The organism is Pseudomonas sp. BF-R-01, from assembly GCF_019946615.1.
GTDB classification, from domain to species: Bacteria; Pseudomonadota; Gammaproteobacteria; order Pseudomonadales; family Pseudomonadaceae; genus Aquipseudomonas; species Aquipseudomonas migulae.
In genome coordinates, this window is the sequence record NZ_JAGYFX010000045.1 from 19,928 (window position 1) to 37,947 (window position 18,020).

At 60.6% G+C, this 18,020-nt stretch carries 18 protein-coding genes; 8 read left to right on the forward strand and 10 right to left on the reverse strand.

The features are described from left to right. Window positions 1–29 precede the first annotated feature (29 nt). The 6 genes from KGB27_RS17675 to KGB27_RS17700 form a co-directional block, all read right to left on the reverse strand. Window positions 30–377 (reverse strand): copper-binding protein, encoded by a 348-nt coding sequence (locus KGB27_RS17675; RefSeq protein ID WP_223555524.1) that lies wholly within the window; start codon window positions 375–377, stop codon window positions 30–32. Then, window positions 374–3,532: an efflux RND transporter permease subunit gene (locus KGB27_RS17680; RefSeq protein WP_223555526.1), complete on the reverse strand. Its 3,159-nt coding sequence runs from the start codon at window positions 3,530–3,532 to the stop codon at window positions 374–376. The genes KGB27_RS17675 and KGB27_RS17680 overlap by 4 nt, the downstream gene beginning before the upstream one ends. After that, the gene (locus KGB27_RS17685; RefSeq protein WP_223555528.1) at window positions 3,529–4,827 is read right to left on the reverse strand and encodes an efflux RND transporter periplasmic adaptor subunit; all 1,299 of its coding nucleotides are present in this window, start codon (window positions 4,825–4,827) and stop codon (window positions 3,529–3,531) included. Before KGB27_RS17685 ends, KGB27_RS17680 begins: the two co-directional genes overlap by 4 nt. Next, window positions 4,824–6,080, reverse strand: coding sequence for a TolC family protein (locus KGB27_RS17690; protein WP_223555530.1), 1,257 nt, complete (start codon window positions 6,078–6,080; stop codon window positions 4,824–4,826). The genes KGB27_RS17685 and KGB27_RS17690 overlap by 4 nt, the downstream gene beginning before the upstream one ends. 99 nt (window positions 6,081–6,179) lie before the next feature. Next, entirely contained in the window at window positions 6,180–6,521 is a 342-nt protein-coding gene (locus KGB27_RS17695) for a hypothetical protein (RefSeq protein WP_207286569.1), read from the reverse strand. 177 nt (window positions 6,522–6,698) lie between these two features. Further along, the gene (locus KGB27_RS17700) at window positions 6,699–7,151 is read right to left on the reverse strand and encodes an Lrp/AsnC family transcriptional regulator (RefSeq protein WP_008035574.1); all 453 of its coding nucleotides are present in this window, start codon (window positions 7,149–7,151) and stop codon (window positions 6,699–6,701) included. A gap of 147 nt (window positions 7,152–7,298) precedes the next feature. On the opposite strand from KGB27_RS17700, the gene KGB27_RS17705 reads away from it, so the two are divergent. After that, window positions 7,299–7,916, forward strand: a complete 618-nt coding sequence (locus KGB27_RS17705; RefSeq protein ID WP_223555532.1) for a LysE family translocator — start codon at window positions 7,299–7,301, stop codon at window positions 7,914–7,916. On the opposite strand, the gene KGB27_RS17710 is transcribed toward KGB27_RS17705, so the two are convergent. Beyond that, a complete protein-coding gene (locus KGB27_RS17710) occupies window positions 7,913–8,065 on the reverse strand; it encodes a hypothetical protein (protein WP_223555534.1) in 153 nt (50 codons plus the stop codon). The genes KGB27_RS17705 and KGB27_RS17710 overlap by 4 nt on opposite strands. Before the next feature lie 110 nt (window positions 8,066–8,175). On the opposite strand from KGB27_RS17710, the gene KGB27_RS17715 reads away from it, so the two are divergent. The 3 genes from KGB27_RS17715 (at window position 8,176) to KGB27_RS17725 (ending at window position 12,463) form a co-directional block, all read left to right on the forward strand. Further along, window positions 8,176–8,664, forward strand: a complete 489-nt coding sequence (locus KGB27_RS17715) for an isochorismatase family protein (RefSeq protein ID WP_223451910.1) — start codon at window positions 8,176–8,178, stop codon at window positions 8,662–8,664. A gap of 209 nt (window positions 8,665–8,873) precedes the next feature. After that, window positions 8,874–11,003, forward strand: coding sequence for a TonB-dependent receptor family protein (locus KGB27_RS17720; RefSeq protein WP_223555536.1), 2,130 nt, complete (start codon window positions 8,874–8,876; stop codon window positions 11,001–11,003). Between the two features lie 116 nt (window positions 11,004–11,119). After that, window positions 11,120–12,463 carry an MFS transporter gene (locus tag KGB27_RS17725; RefSeq protein ID WP_223555538.1) on the forward strand — a complete coding sequence of 448 codons (1,344 nt, stop codon included), beginning with the start codon at window positions 11,120–11,122 and terminating at the stop codon, window positions 12,461–12,463. 29 nt (window positions 12,464–12,492) lie between these two features. On the opposite strand, the gene KGB27_RS17730 is transcribed toward KGB27_RS17725, so the two are convergent. After that, window positions 12,493–12,972: a VOC family protein gene (locus tag KGB27_RS17730; RefSeq protein ID WP_223415373.1), complete on the reverse strand. Its 480-nt coding sequence runs from the start codon at window positions 12,970–12,972 to the stop codon at window positions 12,493–12,495. A gap of 32 nt (window positions 12,973–13,004) precedes the next feature. Then, complete coding sequence (locus tag KGB27_RS17735; RefSeq protein WP_223555540.1) at window positions 13,005–13,619, reverse strand: dihydrofolate reductase family protein; 615 nt, start codon at window positions 13,617–13,619, stop codon at window positions 13,005–13,007. A gap of 193 nt (window positions 13,620–13,812) precedes the next feature. Here KGB27_RS17735 and KGB27_RS17740 point away from each other — a divergent pair, with 193 nt between their 5' ends. Next, on the forward strand, window positions 13,813–14,991 hold the full coding sequence (locus KGB27_RS17740; protein WP_223555542.1) for a GGDEF domain-containing protein: 1,179 nt from the start codon (window positions 13,813–13,815) through the stop codon (window positions 14,989–14,991). A 118-nt stretch (window positions 14,992–15,109) separates the two neighbouring features. After that, on the forward strand, window positions 15,110–15,967 hold the full coding sequence (locus KGB27_RS17745; protein ID WP_223555544.1) for a hypothetical protein: 858 nt from the start codon (window positions 15,110–15,112) through the stop codon (window positions 15,965–15,967). 395 nt (window positions 15,968–16,362) lie between these two features. Here KGB27_RS17745 and KGB27_RS17750 read toward each other — a convergent pair whose 3' ends face one another. After that, entirely contained in the window at window positions 16,363–16,755 is a 393-nt protein-coding gene (locus KGB27_RS17750) for a GFA family protein (RefSeq protein WP_008024674.1), read from the reverse strand. 132 nt (window positions 16,756–16,887) lie between these two features. Between KGB27_RS17750 and KGB27_RS17755 the strand changes: the two genes are divergently transcribed. Together KGB27_RS17755 and KGB27_RS17760 are read left to right on the forward strand one after the other, a co-directional pair. After that, complete coding sequence (locus KGB27_RS17755; protein WP_192228800.1) at window positions 16,888–17,292, forward strand: antitoxin Xre-like helix-turn-helix domain-containing protein; 405 nt, start codon at window positions 16,888–16,890, stop codon at window positions 17,290–17,292. Beyond that, complete coding sequence (locus KGB27_RS17760) at window positions 17,286–17,978, forward strand: RES family NAD+ phosphorylase (RefSeq protein WP_192228799.1); 693 nt, start codon at window positions 17,286–17,288, stop codon at window positions 17,976–17,978. The genes KGB27_RS17755 and KGB27_RS17760 overlap by 7 nt, the downstream gene beginning before the upstream one ends. The last annotated feature ends 42 nt before the right edge of the window (window positions 17,979–18,020 follow it).

The following is an 18,020-nucleotide window of genomic DNA, read 5'->3' on the forward strand; positions in this document are numbered from 1 at the left end:
ATGTGCCGGCCACTTGCACCACCGCTGCCCTATTTTTTGATTGAAACAATCGTCGCGCTGCCACCCTCGACCCGGAAAGCAAACGAGACACGGTCTCCGGCCGACAGCCCGGCGAGCTGATCATCCGTCACGGAAAAGGCCATGGTCATCGGCGGCCATTGCACGGCGGGTACTGCGCCGTGGGAGATGGTCACCGTGTGTCTGGCAGCATCGATAGCCTTGATCGTTCCGTTGGCATTAGCGACGGGCGCCTGCGTTGTCTCTTTTGTCTGCATGCCCTCCATACCGTCCATTTTCATACCCGGCATGTCCTCTGCACGAGCCAGGAAAGACAACGCAACCAAGGTTCCTGCCACTGCAATATGGGTCAGTTTCATACGACGTTTCCTTTAAGGTGAGTGGATTCAATGACGAGATGTCGGCGGCGCATCAGGCGATAGGTTGCCGGAATGACAAAAAGGGAAAGCAAGGGAGCCGTGATCATGCCGCCGACCATGGGCGCGGCAATGCGGCTCATCACTTCACTGCCGGTTCCGCTGCCCAACAGGATGGGTAACAGGCCGGCAATGATCACGGCCACGGTCATGGCCTTGGGGCGAACACGCTGCACAGCGCCTTCACGAATCGCCGCAACCAGCCCGCGCTCAGTGCTGTCGCCGAGGTCTTCACGTTCTGCCCAGGCGTTTTTCAGATAGAGCAGCATGATCACGCCAAACTCGGCGGAAACACCGGCCAGGGCGATAAAGCCGACACCAGTGGCGACCGACAGATTGAATCCCAACAGATAGATGAACCATGCCCCGCCAGTCAGCGCGAATGGCAGCGTGGCCATGATCAGCAACGCCTCATCGAAGCGCGCAAACGTCAGGTAGAGCAGCACGAAGATGATCAACAGCGTGGCTGGCACCACCAGTTTGAGTCGTGCATTGGCTCTGTCGAGAAACTCGAACTGCCCTGAGTAGCTCAGGCTCATGCCAGGCTGCAACTTGACCTGCTCGTTTACGGCATGGCGCAAATCAGCGACCACCGAGGCAATGTCCCGGCCACGCACATCGATATAGACCCAGCCTGAAGGCCTGGCGTTTTCACTTTTGAGCATCGCCGGGCCGTCGCTGATTTTGACGTTGGCCACTGTCCCCAGGGTGATCTGGATGCCTGACGGCGTGTAGATCGGCAATTGCTCCAGGGCACCGAGCGAGTCACGCCACTCCCGCGGGTAACGTACGTTGATCGGAAAACGTGCGAGCCCTTCAATAGTCTCCCCGACATTTTCACCACCGATAGCGCCGGCCACGATGGACTGCACATCAGCGATATTCAGCCCGTAGCGAGCGGCGGCCTTGCGGTCGATATCCACGTCGATATAGCGGCCGCCGGTCAAGCGTTCGGCCAGCGCTGAACTGACACCGGGTACGCCTTTGGCCACCCGCTCGACCGCCTGGGTGACAGCATCGATGTCCGTCAATTGGGTGCCGGCGACTTTCACTCCGATCGGACTTTTGATGCCGGTGGCAAGCATGTCGATACGGTTGCGAATCGGCGGTATCCAGATATTGGTCAGCCCTGGAACCCGAACCACGCGATCCAGTTCTTCCACCAGTTTTTCCTGAGTCATGCCTGGCCGCCATTGCTCGTGTGGCTTGAATTGAATGGTGGTCTCGAACATTTCCAGCGGTGCCGGGTCGGTGGCAGTTTCGGCACGCCCCGCTTTGCCGAACACGTGCTCGACTTCGGGCACCGTCTTGATCAGGCGGTCGGTCTGTTGCAGCAGCTGCGCAGCTTTCTGTGCCGACAACCCCGGGAGAGCGGAAGGCATATAGAGCAGATCACCTTCGTCCAAAGGCGGGAGAAACTCACCGCCCAGGCGCGACATTGGCCATAGCGCACTGACAAACACCACCAGTGCCACCAGCAGGGTGACTTTGGGACGGCGCAGCACCGCCTCCAGGGCCGGCTGGTAGATCCTGATCAACCAGCGGTTCAACGGGTTTTGTTGCTCACCGGGAATTCGCCCGCGAATCCAGTACCCCATCAGCACGGGCACCAAGGTCACCGACAACCCCGCCGCCGCGGCCATCGCATAGGTTTTGGTGAACGCCAACGGGCCGAACAGTCGCCCCTCCTGAGCTTCCAGGGTGAACACCGGAATGAACGATAACGTGATGATCAACAAACAGAAGAACAGCGCCGGGCCGACCTCTGCCGCTGCTTCGGTCATGACGTGCCAATGACGCTCGCCCTTCAGTTCCTCCCCCGGATTGGCCGCGTGCCAGGCCTCAATCTTCTTGTGGGCATTCTCGATCATCACCACGGCAGCATCGACCATGGCGCCGATGGCGATGGCAATCCCGCCCAAGGACATGATGTTGGCGTTGATCCCTTGGTAACGCATGATGATGAAGGCCATCAGCACGCCCACCGGCAGGGAGATGATCGCCACCAGTGATGAGCGCAAGTGCCAAAGGAAGATCCCGCAAACCAGCGCGACGACAATGAACTCTTCGATCAACTTATGGCTGAGGTTTTCCACCGCGCGGTCGATCAGTTTGCTGCGGTCGTAGGTGGTGACGATTTCCACTCCGGCCGGCAAACTGCTTTTCAGTTCGTCGAGCTTGGTCTTGACCGCCGCAATGGTCTCGCGAGCGTTCTTGCCGCTGCGCAAAATCACCACGCCACCGACGGTTTCGCCCTCGCCGTCGAGTTCGGTAATGCCCCGCCGCATTTCCGGCCCCAACTGAATAGTGGCGACATCGCCAAGGGTCACCGGCACACCATCCGCCCCCAACTTGAGCGGGATCGCCCGGAAGTCGTTGAGCGTTTTCAGATAACCGGAAGCGCGCACGATGAACTCGGTCTCCGCCATCTCCAGTACCGCGCCACCCGTTTCCTGATTGGCCTTGCCGATAGCCTCGGTCACCTCTGTCTGAGTGATGCCGAGGCTGGCCAGTTTCAGCGGATCGAGTTGCACCTGGTATTGCTTGACCATGCCCCCCACCGTGGCCACTTCCGCGACGTTGGGCAGGGTCTTGAGTTCGAACTTGAGGAACCAGTCTTGAAGCGCGCGCAGTTGCGCCAGGTCGTGTCCACCGCTGCGATCCACCAGTGCGTACTGATAGATCCAGCCCACCCCCGTCGCATCGGGTCCCAACGCCGGTTTGGCGCTGGCCGGCAACCGGCTTTGTATCTGACTCAGATATTCCAGCACCCGCGAACGGGCCCAGTACACGTCAGTGCCGTCTTCGAACAGCACGTAAACGAAGCTGTCACCGAAGAAGGAATAACCACGCACCGTCTTCGCTCCTGGCACTGAGAGCATGGTGGTGGCCAACGGATAGGTCACCTGGTTCTCGACAATCTGCTGCGCTTGCCCCGCAAAGGGAGTGCGGATAATCACCTGAACATCCGAGAGATCCGGCAGCGCATCGATGGGTGTGCTCTGCACTGACCATATGCCCCACGCCGTGACGAACAGTGTCGCCAGTAACACCAGGAACCGGTTGGCGACTGACCAACGAATCAGGGCCGCAATCATGGCTGGCTCCCCGATTTGTCCCCATCCGCCTCATGAATACCGGAGGCTGCTGCGCTGGGTGGCGACTCGTCCTCAGTGCTGGCGACAATGCCCTTGAGACTGGCCTCCGAGTCCAGCAGGAACTGGCCAGACGTAACCACCTTCCAGCCTTCTTCCAGTCCTTTCAAAATGGCCGTCCTGCCATCACTTTCCTGTCCGGGTTGCACCTCTACCGGGCGGTAGTGGCCAGTGTCTTCGGCGAGCATCACCAAGGCCCGTCGCCCCGTGCGAATAACCGCCTCGCTCGGCACCCACAACACACTGTGTTCGCTCGAACGGTTCAGGCGCACCTGCGCCGTCAAACCCGGCCTGAGGCGGCCGTCCGGATTGGGCAGTTCCACCCGCACACGCAGGGTGCGACTGTCCGCACTGGTCTCGGGCAAAATAGCGCTGACCTCGCCGTTGAGCACGGTCCCCGGGAAGGCTGGCAGCCGTGCTTCGACCGTCTGCCCCACTGTGATCGATCCGGTCTGCGACTCTGGAACGGCCACGGCCAGCCAGACACTGCTCAAGCCATTGACGCGTGCCAGCGTGTCGCCCGTCGCCACGGTCATGCCCGTGCGTACGTTCAAGGCTTGCAGCACACCGGCGATGGGACTGGTCAGCGTCAGGTATGGCTGAACCTTACCGCTACGCTCGATCTGAGTGATCAGCGCTGCCGGTATTCCGGTGAGCTGCAGTCGCTGGCGGGCTGCAGCCAACAGCTCAGCGTCGCCGCTACGCTTCAGGGCAAGGAACTCTGTCTGAGCCGCAGCCCATTCCGGCACCAGAATATCCGCCAACGCTGCGTTGGCGTTCAGCACATCTCCGGGAGCATGGGCATAGACTCGCTCCACAAAGCCAGCGGTGCGTGCCTGAATCACCGCAACATCACGTTCGTTGAGCGCCAGGACACCTGTCACGTCGAGACTGGAATGAAAGGTTCCACGGGTGACAGTCGCAAAACGCAGCCCGAGATTCTGGGTCAGCCCCGGGTCGATACTGACAGTCGCCCGGTCTCCTGCGCCGCTGGCGTATTGGGGAACCAGTTGCATGTCCATGAAGGGGGACTTGCCCGGTTTGTCGAACTTTTGCTGCGGGTACATCGGGTCGTACCAATACAGGGCTTTGCGTTCGGGCACAGCATTGATGTCTTGCTCCGCCACCGCATTTGGCGCTGCGCTCATACGCTGGTGCGCGACCCCATAACCACCGGCAACACCTAATGCCAGCGAAAGGCTAACCAGCAATGCCCCGTTCCATTTTTCAAGTTTCATTGGCTGGCCTCCCCATAAGCAAAATACAAACGCGCACTGGTCAGCGCGCGCTGCTCTTCCACGTCGATCTGTTTGAGCCGGGCTTCGATGAGTTCACGTCGGGCGGTCACAACGGTGTCTAAATCGCCTTTGCCGGCCCGGTAGCTGGCCATGCTGAGTTCGACCTTTTCCTTGGCCAGCGGCAACAGGCTTTCCTGGTTTCGGTGCACGGCACGATTCAGGCGCTCGTAGTCAGCCAGTTGGTTTTCCAGTTGCTGGGTGTGCTCGCGTGACAAGGCTTCGCGCTCGGCCTCAAGCTGGTTGAGTTCAGCGTGTCTGGCGGCGATTTTCGGGTTTTGGCGAGTGTCAGGAAACAACGGCAGATCCCAGGAAAACTGCACGCTGACCATGTCGCCGAACTGTCGGCCACGATGCTGATAGTCAAGCTCCCAACTCCAATCCGATTGCTTCTCCGACTCGGCTTCACGAACCCTGGCTTGCGCTTCGCGGGTCATCGGCGCAAACGCTGCCAGCTCCGGATGGTGTTGCAGTTGATGGGAGTAGCTTGAGGTATCGACGGGCCATTCAGGCAGGCTGCCCACAGGCTTGTCGTTGGCGGCTGAGCCAATCCAGCGTTTGAGGGCGGCTCGGGCCTGGGCTCGCTGCAGAATCAGATCGTCCTGCTGCTCTGCCAACTGAGCGGCTTCCTGCTTGGGTGTCACCGCATCGGCGGGCTGGGCGCGGCCGCCAGCAATCCGGGCCCGGACGGTATCGCTCAGCAGGCGGTTTTCTTTGTAGAAGTCCTGGAACAACGCATCTTTACGCTCGATGGAATAGCTGCTGATCCAGGCCAGTGCGGTGGACTGGCGGACCTTCAGACGTTCGACCCGACGCTCGGCGGCGGCGCGATCAACAGCCGCATCGGCGACCTCGATACGGGCTTTGCGCTTGTCGCTGTTCGGCATCTCCTGCCGGACCCCGACCATTTGCATGGTCATGAAATCCTGGTCGAGGCTCCAGCGATCCGGACCGCCTATGGGGTAGTTCTGCACTCCCAGAAGCAACTTGGGATCAGGTAGTTCACCCGCCGGGATGGCTGCGCTGCTGGCAGCCTGAATCCTGGCGTCTTGTGCGGTCAGTGACGGCGCATTGTTTTCGGCCAGCCGCAACGCTTCATCGAGTGTCAGTGCGGCAGCGAAGCTCGGCAATGCCAGTACGCTTGCCGCCAGGCCGACCACGAGGGGCCAGCCTGTGCAATAGCACTTGGAGTTCATGTCTACGATTCCTGTGATCATCAACTGCGCGCGTCAAAAGACATGCGCACAGCCAGGTCATCCCGCTAATGCGGAATGAGGTTCGATGTGGGACAGGAATCAAACGCGGGGCGGTCGCCATACCCCGGACGGGGTTTTCACGGGCAGGGAATCGCTAAAGAAGGAAAGCGCTACGGGGCTGAATGCGGTTATGGGAGGCTTGATAATCGAGACTTGCAGCATGCCGCCCGTCTTGCATTCCTGGCCTGGTTTGCAAGGCTTGCCATGCTCGGTGGGGCTTTTCATGTCGTTGCAGCAGTCCATTCCCATGCCGTCCATCATCGCCATGCCCATCGTCTTCATGGGGCACGGTTCTGTCGGTGCCTGAACGCCCGCCATCCCGCTGAGGGGAAGCGCCAGGCTGATCATGAAAATGATGCAAAACCGCAGATAGCGTTTCATGGGGTGGAGTGTAGTCGCTGCAAATGGCTCTTACGATGGGCTTGAGTCGTCAGCAACCCGTCATCAGGTTTCGACGCAGGCGATAACACCGGACATGAATTAAGCCAGCATTACGTGTTAATCGACCATCCTGAAATCCACGCGGGATCGTGTGCTTTCCATTGCCCGCCTCTCACATCACAGGGGCAAAGGCCTGTCCTGCACCACCCGTTTCATGACCAGCGTCGACGTCAGCCGCTGCACGTTGGGCAAGGTCGAAAGGCTTTCATCGTAAAGCCGTTGAAAGGCCGGCAAATCCTGAGTGATGACGTGCAGCAGATAATCCGGTTCGCCGAACAACCGCTGGGCATCGACCACCTGCGGGATGTCGACAAGCGCCGTCTCGAATGCCTCGACCGCTTTGCGGTCGCCCTCACGCAACGTGGCAAACACCATCGCGGAAAAGTTAAGGCCCAAGGCGCTTGGGTCCAATTGGGCTCTGTAGCCGAGCAACACACCCGACTCCTCCAATGCCCGGACGCGTCGATGGCAAGGGGAAAGGCTCAGGCCCACGCGCTCGGCGAGTTCGGTGACCGACAGGCGACCGTCCTTTTGCAGCTCAGAAAGAATCTTGCGATCAATCCTGTCCATTTCGAATTTTCTCCCAACTCTGCGCATTCTGATGATCATCTTTGAAAGTAAATTCTAACAAGATTTCCTTATTCTTCCTCGCATCCATATTTTTCGGAGCGGGACGATGCAGAGCACGGTGTATCAGCAGCAGAAGTGGTTAGCGCCATGACCTTGAGTGTTTTCGTGGCTTTTTGGGCGGTGTCGATTCTGTTCGTCATCACGCCGGGGGCGGATTGGGCCTACGCGATTTCGGCGGGGTTGAAGGGCCGGGTCGTGATACCCGCCGTGGGTGGGCTGTTGTCCGGTCATTTGATTGCCACGATGATCGTTGCCGCGGGCGTCGGCACGCTGGTGGCCAACCACCCCGTTGTCTTGTCGGTGCTGACCGTTGCCGGGGCCGGTTATCTGCTGTGGTTGGGCATCAACATGCTCGCCCGCCCCGCTACGCCGCACTCAGATGATGCTCAGGCGCCGGGCTCCTGGCAGCGTTGGGCGATCAAGGGGCTTTGTGTGAGCGGGCTGAATCCGAAAGTGTTTTTGCTGTTTTTGGCGCTGTTGCCGCAATTCACCGACGCGGCAGCGGCCTGGCCTGTGCCGATGCAAATGATTGCGCTGGGGCTCATCCACACGGTCAGTTGTGGCGTGATTTATTTGCTCGTGGGATTCGGCTCACAGGCCGTACTGCAAGCACGCCCCGCCGCGGCCCGGTGTGTCAGTCGTTTCTCCGGAACGGCCATGATCATCATCGCGGTCGTTTTGCTCGGCGAGCAGCTGTTGGGTTAAGCCAGTGACAAGGCCAGCATTGCACAGCGCTTTTGCCCCGCGCCAACACTCCCCGCCTCGTCGTACAGATCGCTCACGGTGTCGTAGTCCACTCGGGCGTCGGGCACCAGAAAATTGACCAGCTTCGATTTCAAAATCTCTTCGACCATCTTGGTGTCTCCTTGATATGAGTAGCAGTCCTGTCAATCAGACACCTGCTGTGCACTGGCGCTGAGTGCACGGGGTGATAATGTAGCGCGCCGAATGGAGAATCCAGACCATGCGCCAAGTTCTTCTCGTTGTGGATGTTCAATCCACCTTCTCGCCGCCTGAATGGCTCGTGAAGGGTATTCAAAAAATCGCGGACGTTGTCCCGGCGGTGGCGACCGTCGAGCTGCATGACGAGCAGCGCACGCCGTTCCATCAACAGCTCGGCTGGCACCCTGCGGCGCTCGACAGCAGCGCGGTAAAAACAGAGCAGGTTTTCGTCAAGCACGGCTATGCACCTTCGCCTGAGACCATGGACTATTTGAAGCGCCTGAAGCCGGACCGTGTCCTGGTTTGCGGTATCCAGACGGACACCTGTGTCCTGGCCGCAGGCTTTGCACTGTTTGACGCCGGCCTTTATCCAACGCTTGTCACCGACCTCACGGTGGGTTCATCCCTGGACCGCTCCGGGCAACTGGGTATCAGCCTCTGGACCCACCATTTTCGGCACACCACCACCTCAGCTGAAGTTCTTTCAGGATTGATCGCCGAGCAAAAGTGACGTGATCACGAACAGGAAAGCCACCGCAGCGGGCATTCGTGGATAGGCGCACGTCTCTTGTGCGGCAGCCTGTCGGCGCAGGGTCAGGATGGCTGCACCGAAGCGGATGAACGTTGAGCTGGCAAAAAAGCAAAATTGCCATGTGTTCCACTCGTTAGTTCATACGTCGCAGTTCTCACTGCCCGTTTCTATCTGTCTGGAGTTCTCTCATGCCCTCGCCCAAATCCCTGCCCGCTACGCTGCTGGGGCTGGCGCTTGCCTGTCCGGCCATGGCCGAGGAAGCCCAAGGCCTGGAGCTGGGACAGGTGCTGATTCAGGCTGAGGAGCAGCGCGGCGAAGACCAGACAATCGAGGACGCCGAGGCCCGGCTTGCCCAGGTGCCCGGCGGCACCAATGTGGTCGATATGCGCCGCCCCCTTCAGGGCCGCGTGGCCAGCAACCAGGATGTGCTGGCCTATCAGCCGGGGGTCTATGCCCAGTCTGCGGGCAATGAAGGGGTGAAGATTTCGATCCGTGGCTCGGGGATCAACCGTGCACCGGGCGCCCATGCCTCGGGGCTGTACGCCATGCTCGATGGTCTGCCGCTGACCGGCCCGGGCGGCACGCCCTACGAGTTGCTGGAGCCGCTGTGGCTCGATCATGTGGAAGTGCTGCGCGGCGCCAACGGTTTCGACAAGGGCGCCCTGGCCTTGGGCGGAGCCATCGATTACATCAGCCACACCGGCTACGACGCACCGCTGTTGCAGGTGCGCTACGCCATGGGCAGCCACGGTTATCAGCAGCGTCAGGTCAGTTCCGGGCAGGTGCTGGGGGATTTCGACTACTACGTGTCCACGACCGATGCGCGCGCCGACGGCTATCAGGATCACACGGCCAGCGAGAGCCAGGGCGTCATCGCCAACTTCGGCTATCGCTTCAACCCGAAGCTGGAAACGCGTTTCTACCTACGCTATCGCCAGACCGATAACGACCTCGCCGGCCGGGTGACCAAGCACTCCATCGAGCACGACCCACGGGCGGCCAACCCCGCTTACGTGGCGCGGGACGACCGTCGCGAACAACCGGGCAGCACCTTCTTCGGCAACAAGACCACCTACTACATCGATGACGATTCGAGTATCCAGACCGGCCTTGTCTACCACGACTACCCGATGGATTTGCGTGAGGGTCCCAACCGCTTGAAGGTGGCGTACACGGACGTCAGCGGCACCTTCGACTATAAGCGTCGCGACACCCTCTGGGGCCTGGAAAGCCATAGCACGCTGGGCCTGCGCGTGACGAAGCACCTGCCCAATGCCGGCGCCAGCGAATCAGTGCGCATCCCCACCGGCAACACCGCCGGCTATGCGCCGGGCACGCCCATTCGCAACTTCACCTACCAGGGTTCAGACACGGTCTTGCATATGGGCAATGACCTGGAGATCGCCGACGACCTGTGGCTGACCACCGGCCTCGCAGCCATTTACACCCGCCGCGAAAGCGCCGTGACCTTCCCGGAAGGTGGCGGCAAAACCAGCCTCAACGACTGGGACTACGCACCACGCGTGGGCCTGCGCTATCAACTCACACCGGACTTGCAGCTGTTCGGCAATCTCAGCCGCTCGGTCGAAGCGCCGCACCCGTGGTCGCTGATCTACAGCTCCAACATTCGCTTCCCGGCAGGCAGCGGTGTCGCCACAGGCGCCCAGCGCGACCCGATCAAACTGCAGAACCAGACCGCGACCACCCTCGAACTCGGCGGCCGCGGCGACAGCACGATGGGGCAATGGAGCCTGGCCTGGTACTACGCTCAGGTGCAGCACGAATTGCTTTCGGTGTTGCCGGATGCCAATGCCGTGACGCCTTACGAACTCAACGCCAGCCCGACCGTGCACCAAGGTGTGGAAGCCAGCCTGCAAAGCAACCTGTGGTCGTCCGGCGATGGCGGCCAACTGAGCTTGCGCCAGAGCTACACCTTCAGCGACTTCCACTACCGCGACGACGACCGCTTCGGCGACAACCGCCTGCCGGGCTTGCCGATGCACTACTACCAGGGCGAACTGCGCTACGACTGGCCCCAGGGTTTCTTCGCCGGGCTCAATACGCAGTGGGTGTCGAAAACTGCGGTCGATTACGCCAACAGCTATTACGCCGATCCTTACGCACTGTTCGGCGCGACTGTGGGCTACAACGCGCCCAAGGGCGACTGGCAGACCTGGCTGGACCTGCGCAACTTGACCAACAAGCACTACGCCGCCACCGTCACGCCGGGCTACGACGACAAAGGTCTGGACGCAGCACGGTCGACGCCGGGCGAAGGTATGGCGGCGTATGTCGGGGTGTCGTGGAGTTTGCGCTGAGGCCTGGGCATGCTTTTGAGTCGGTCCTGACTATGCCGACGACACTTTTGAGCTGAGACGTTTCAGCGGCTGCCGCGATAATCGAACGCTAAACCCATGAGACATCGAGGTTCAGCATGACAAGCGCCGCGACAGAGCAGGTCAGCCCGCAAACCCTGAGAAAAGTGATTGTCGCCGCCGGCATCGGCAATTTCGTCGAGTGGTTTGACTTTGCCGTCTACGGCTTTCTGGCGACGACCATCGCTCAGCAGTTTTTCCCCAGCGGCGATGCCAGCGCTGCGCTGCTGAAAACCTTTGCGGTATTCGCCGTGGCCTTTGCGTTTCGGCCCCTGGGCGGGATTTTCTTCGGCATGCTCGGTGACCGGATCGGTCGCAAGCGTACCCTGGCGATGACCATCCTGCTGATGGCGGGCGCGACGACCCTGATCGGTTTGTTGCCGACCTACGCCGCGATCGGTGTCACGGCACCGGTGCTTCTGAGCTTGATCCGCTGCGCCCAGGGTTTTTCCGCCGGGGGCGAATATGCCGGTGCCTGCGCCTATCTGATGGAACATGCCCCCAGCGATAAAAGGGCCTGGTATGGCAGTTTCATTCCGGTGTCGACCTTTGCAGCCTTTGCATCGGCAGCCGTGGTGGCTTACGCACTCGAGGCGTCACTGTCGGCCGAAGCCATGGGCAACTGGGGCTGGCGCCTGCCGTTCCTGATTGCGGCGCCACTGGGCCTGGTCGGTCTTTACCTGCGCTGGAAGATGGATGAAACCCCGGCGTTCCAGGCCGTCACCCAACAACATGCCGTCGCGCACTCCCCGCTCAAGGAGACCCTGCGCAACCATGGCTCGGCCATCTGCTGCCTGGGTGCGTTCATCTCGTTGACGGCCCTGTCGTTCTACATGTTCACCACCTACTTCGCGACTTACTTGCAGGTCGCGGGCGGCCTGAGTCGCGCAACGGCGTTACTGGTGTCGCTGATTGCACTGATCTTCGCCGCACTGATGTGCCCGTTGGCCGGTTTGTTTTCGGACCGGGTCGGGCGGCGCATGACGGTGATGACGGCCTGCGCGCTGTTAATCGTGGCGGTGTATCCATCGTTCATGATGGCCAGTTCCGGCTCGTTCGCAGCCTCCATCGTTGGCGTCATGCTCCTGGCGATTGGCGCCGTGTTGTGTAACGTGGTGACCGCCGCCCTGCTCTCGGAAACCTTCCCGACGCGCACTCGCTACACCGCATCGGCGATCACCTACAACATGGCCTACACCCTGTTCGGCGGCACCGCGCCGCTGATGGCGACCTGGCTGATCAGTACCACCGGCAGCAATCTCTCGCCAGCGTTCTACTTGATTGCCATTGCAGTGTTGGCGTTGGTTGGCGGCCTGGCGTTGCCGGAGACTTCGAAGATCTCCCTGCACGATGTTTCATCAGGTGAGAAGCCAACAGAGGTGCCAGCGGTGGCACGAGGGTGAAACTCACCCTCGTGGTTTGTTTAACCCGGCTAACCCCTGAGCGCCGCTTCAATCGCCGCGACGTCGATCTTGCCCATCTGCATCATCGCCTCAAATGCACGCTTGGCCGCGGCGGGATCGGGATCAGTGATCGCCGCCGTCAGCACCCGAGGGGTGATCTGCCAGAACAAACCCCACTTGTCCCGGCACCAGCCGCAGACGTTTTCTTCGCCGCCGTTCCCTACTATCGCGTTCCACAAGCGGTCCGTCTCGGCCTGATCGTCGGTCGCCACCTGAAACGAGAAGGCCTCGTTGTGCTTGATCGACGGCCCGCCATTGAGCCCGAGACACGGGATGCCCATCACCGTGAACTCCACCGTCAGGACGTCGCCCTTCTTGCCCGCCGGATAGTCGCCGGGGGCGCGGTGGACAGCGTTCACCGCACTGTCCGGAAATGTTTCGGCGTAGAACGTCGCGGCGTCCAGCGCGGCGCCGTCATACCACAGGCAAATCGTGTTTTTGCTGACCATTTTTGTTCTCCAAAAGAATGTGGCGGTTTTTCCTAGTCAACGTCTTCGAACGTTCCCGTACGTACTTCGCCGCTGCGTTCGTAGCGGCTGATCAATACACCCGCTGGCGTGGTGATCGAGTGCGCCAGGGTGAACGCCGACGCCAGAGCATCGTCGCCGAACAGGCGCTTGCCGCGCCCCAGGACCACGGGAAACGTCATCAGCCGCAGCTCGTCGACCAACCCGGCGGCCAGCAATTGGCGCACCAGATCACTGCTGCCCTGGGTCAACAAACGGGGGCCGTCCTGCTGTTTGAGCACGCGTATCGCGTCGGCAAGGTTGCCTTTCAGTGCATGGCTGTTCTGCCAGCCGAGCGTATCGGGTCGATGCGTGGCGACGTGCTTGGCCACGCGGTTGAACAGGTCGCCGATGGGATGGTCGTTTTTGTCGGGCCAATACGCCGCAAAAATGTCGTAGGTGCGGCGCCCCAGCAGTAACTCGAACGGCTGCGAGAACAGTTCGTTGATGGCCTGGCCGGAGGCTTCGTCGGCGTAAGGCACGATCCAGCCACCGAAACGGAAATCGCCGTCGGGATCCTCTTCGGGCCCGCCGGGTGCTTGAATAACGCCATCAAGACTGATGAAAGCGGCAACGGTGAGCGTGCGCATGGTCTTCTCCCGGTTGGTCTTCGTGACAGCGCTCTTGCAGGAAACACCGACGATCAGGCGCATTCCTTAACCGTAGTCGAACGAGACGCCGGGAAATCGACAGTGCGATATACGGATGACGAGCCCTGCGAAAAACAGTCTTGAACGCTACAATCACAGCCCTCTCCCGCAGATCAGGCAGACCCGTCCGGCTATGGCGCTCGACCCTCCAACGATGTTGACACTCTCTATCGCCCTCGCAGCAGCCGCCGCGCTGTATCTGGCGATCGAGTGGCGCAGCATTCGCGAACCCTCGCTGCTGTTCTGGAGCGCAGGATTTGCCACGATCACCGTGGGTTCGACCCTCGCCTTGCTGCGCATCAGCGGCCTGTTGCTGATCGGTATCTGGTTCGCCAACGGCCTGTTGGTGACGGCGCACTTCCTGTTCCTGTTGGGCGTCGCGCGTTTTACGCAGGTGCGCCTGTCTCGCGCCTGGTACCTGATTTTTGCAGCCTGGTTTGCCATGCTGTTGCTGCCGGACGAAGCGTCGTGGTCGAAGCTCATGCTGGTGGCCAATTCGCTGCTGGTCGCCCTGCCGACGCTCAGGGCCAGCTTCCTCCTGCGTCCTCATGGCAAGTCTTTGAGCGTGGGCGCGGTGCAACTGCGTTATGTGCTGCTGACCCACGGGCTGTTCTATCTGGCCAAGGCGATATCGGTGGTCGTGCCAGGCACGCTGATCGATCTGGCGGCCTTTCGTGGCGAGATCATCCAGATTTCGCTGGCTGAGGGCGCGATGGCGATCATGCTGATCGCACTCTCGATGACCGGCACCGAGCGCTACCGGCGGGAGAAACAGATTGAACGACTGGCGGCACGCGATCCGTTGACCGCCCTGTACAACCGCCGCGCCCTCGAAGTACGGGCACCGCGCCTGCTGGAGAACGTCTCGGGCACGCGACCGGGCGCGCTGCTGCTGATCGACATCGACAACTTCAAACTGGTCAACGACCTCTACGGCCACACGGCCGGCGATCGATTGCTGGTTTCGCTGAGCGAGATGATTCGCGCGGTTTTGCCCGGCGGTGCACTGGCGGCCCGGCTGGGCGGTGACGAATTTGTCATCCTGCTGAATGACGCATCGAGTGAGCGAGTCGTCGGGTTGGGCAACGCGCTGCGGGACCGGTTTCACCAGGCCGCCGCACAGGCATTCACCACGCCTGAACCGGTCACCTTGAGCATCGGCGCCAACCTGTTCGACCAGCCGCCGTCGAGCCTGGCCGCCCTGATCGAGCAAGGCGACGCCGCGCTTTACGAATCCAAGCGCGGCGGACGCAACAGCCTGCGCCTGGTGGATCGGACCCTGGCCAGCGACGAGCTGTCACCTACCCGCTGACTCGCCAGTTGTGTTGATACGCATGCATGAGTGATAGGTTCACAAATACTGCGTATCTTGTCCGATACAAAGCGATCCAACGCGGCCATTTGCGAGCCTCTCTCGTCAAGGAAGAACAATGATCACTGCTTCAACTTCGACTTCAACGAATGCGGCGATGTCGGCCTACACCTCTGCCGCCGAGGCGAAGGCTGCGGCGGCTGCGCAACAGCAACGCGTGACTCAGGATGATCCGGCCAAGACACCGAACGACGATTCGGTGAGCCTGTCCAGCACCTCCACCGCCTACAGCAATTCGATCACCGGCAACGCGCCGTTCTTCCCGGTGCGTTCGGGCATGAACGCCGACGCCCTCGTCCTCGGTGCCTCCAAGCCTGGCGCGGTCTCCAGTTCCAAGGACAAGACGTTTGCCGAAGTGGCCACCGATGCCCGCAAGCGCATGGATGAAAAATACGCGCTGATGAAAGCCAGCGGCAAACCGTACACCAGCAGCGATGAAGACCGGAATGCACTGATGGGCGATCTGGATCGACGCTCGCTGAACGCCGTCGCCACCAATCAGGGCGGGACCTTCACCGCAGAGGAACAAGCCTCGGCACAAGCCTTGATGCGCCAACAGGCGCGCCTCGCCACCGGTTACTACAGTGGCCCGGCGGACCAGCAAAAAAACTGGAAAGACCCGTTTATCAACGACCCTTACGGCCGGGCCCGCGCCGCCCTGGATTTCATGGACAACATGAGCCCCGAAGAGAAAGCCAAGCCTGAGTGGCTGTCCCAGCATTTGTCGCTGGAAGCGGCGCTTAATCAGAGCTCGAGCCTGGACCCCGCCGAGAAGAAGACCGGGCATTTCCACAACCTGGCTGAAATCCTCGCGGGTATCGTGACGGACGGATCTGACAGCGAAAAATCCAGCTCAGCCAAAAACACAGATCCGAGCGTCGGGATCATGAAAAAGCTGCAATCCCTGGTTTCGTGACACCGCCGATCCTGTAGGAGCCAGCTTGCCGGCGATTAGGCCTTGAATATTGCGTTGATTGCGAGGGCCTCATCGCTGGCAAGCCAGCTCCTACAGGTTCCGGGGTGCCTGGTCGGTGGCATTCACAACGCTGATGCCGCTGGTAGAACACAACCCCTGTAGGAGCCGGCTTGCTGGCGATTGGGCCTTGAACATTGCGTTGATTGCGTGGGCCTCATCGCTGGCAAGCCAGCTCCTACAGGTTCCGGGGTGCCTGGTCGGTGGCATTCACAACGCTGATGCCGCTGGAAGAACACACCCCCTGTAGGAGCCGGCTTGCTGGCGAAGCAATCCGGACTTTTGCGCAGCCCTTGAGGCCGCCATCGCCAGCAAGCCGGCTCCTACAGGTTTGGGGGCTACCCTTCAAAACGTCCCGTGCCTTCGCGGTCGTGCTTGTATCGGCGGGTCAATGGAAACGGCGGCAACCACTGCTCGCGGCGAATGATCCAGCTTTCATAGGTGGGCGTCAGTTGGTCAGGGGCATCCAGCGATCCCAGGTTCACTTCGACTTCGTCGTCGGTGCGGGCGAAAACCGAGGAGCCACAGCGCGGACAAAAAAAACGCCCGGCATAGTCGCGGGTTTCGCCGGTGATCGTCACCGCACGCTCGGGGAATATCGCGGAGGCGTGAAACAGCGCGCCATGATGCTTGCGGCAGTCGAGACAGTGACAGAGGCCGACCCGGTATGGCCGCCCGGATGCCACAATTCGCACGTTGCCGCACAGGCAACCGCCGGTAAAAGAGTCCATGGTGCGCCTCCTCTGAATTCGTGCAACCGGAAGGCTTATTACGATAGCAGCCACCACTGGTCGCAACGAACTTGCTCCACAGATGCTTTTTACCTAATTTTGAATCTATAGATTCAATTTGAGGTCATGAACATGGCCGTTGCCCTCCAGCAACAAGCCTTCACCAAAAGCCAGTGCGTAACCGGCCTGCGCGCCGCTGTCGGCATTCTCGATAAATGGCGCGCCTCCAGCGATCAGGCCTGCCGAATCCTGCGCATCTCCCGCAGCACCTACACCCGCGCCCGCCAACGCGATCCCGAGTGGGCGGTGGCGCTGGACGCGGACCAGATGCAGCGCATCAGTTTCGTGCTCAACATCCACGCGGCGCTGCGCCTGGTGTTCGACAACCCGGAAAACGTCTACGGCTTCCCGTCGATGGCCAACGACAACGAATTCTTCAACGGCCGCTCCCCGCTCGAGATCATGGCTCAGGGCGATATGATTTCCTTGTATGAGACCTTCCGGCGCATCGACGTGCTGCGGGGCGCGCAATGGTGAGGCTGAGCGAACTGGCAGCACTTGCCGGCGAGCCATTGCAGGCCTATCGACTGGTCAATTCCAAGTTCCCCCCGGTGGCCTTGTTTGATGACGTGGCGGACGCGGACGAGTTTGAGGTGCTGTATCAGATCCAGGAACTCACCAACCCGAGGCTGAAAAATGAAGTGGGTCGCCTTGAGCTGATTCGCCGCAGTGAAATCCCGTTCGGCATTCCGGGCTGCTCTTATGCGACGGCCCCCTTTACCCACGTCAACCCGGCAGGCTCGCGGTTCAGCGATGGCAGTTTTGGAGTGTTGTATCTGGCGGACACCCTGGAAACGGCACTGGCTGAAGTGAAGCATCATCAGAGCCTGTACTGGTCGAACGTCCCGAGCCTCAACTACGAGCGGTTCGTCTTCCGCGGGTTGTCCTGCTCTTTTGTGGAGGCCGGGATGAAAGATGCGACATCCCTTTCGATGACGGACCCTGTTTATGATCCAGACGATTACACGCACTCCCGTCGTTTGGGGAAGTCAGTCAAAGAGGCAGGTTGTCCCGGGCTTCGTTACCACTCGGTGCGAATGCACGGCAGTGATTGCTGGGCGCTGATGACGCCAAAACCGGTTTTATCGGTGATTCAGGCGGCGCATTACGAGATGGTCTGGAATGGGCAGGTGACGAGTGTCAGTCAGATTAGTGAGGCTTGAATGCGTTATGCCGAAATGAAAACGGGCGCCTTGATAGGCGCC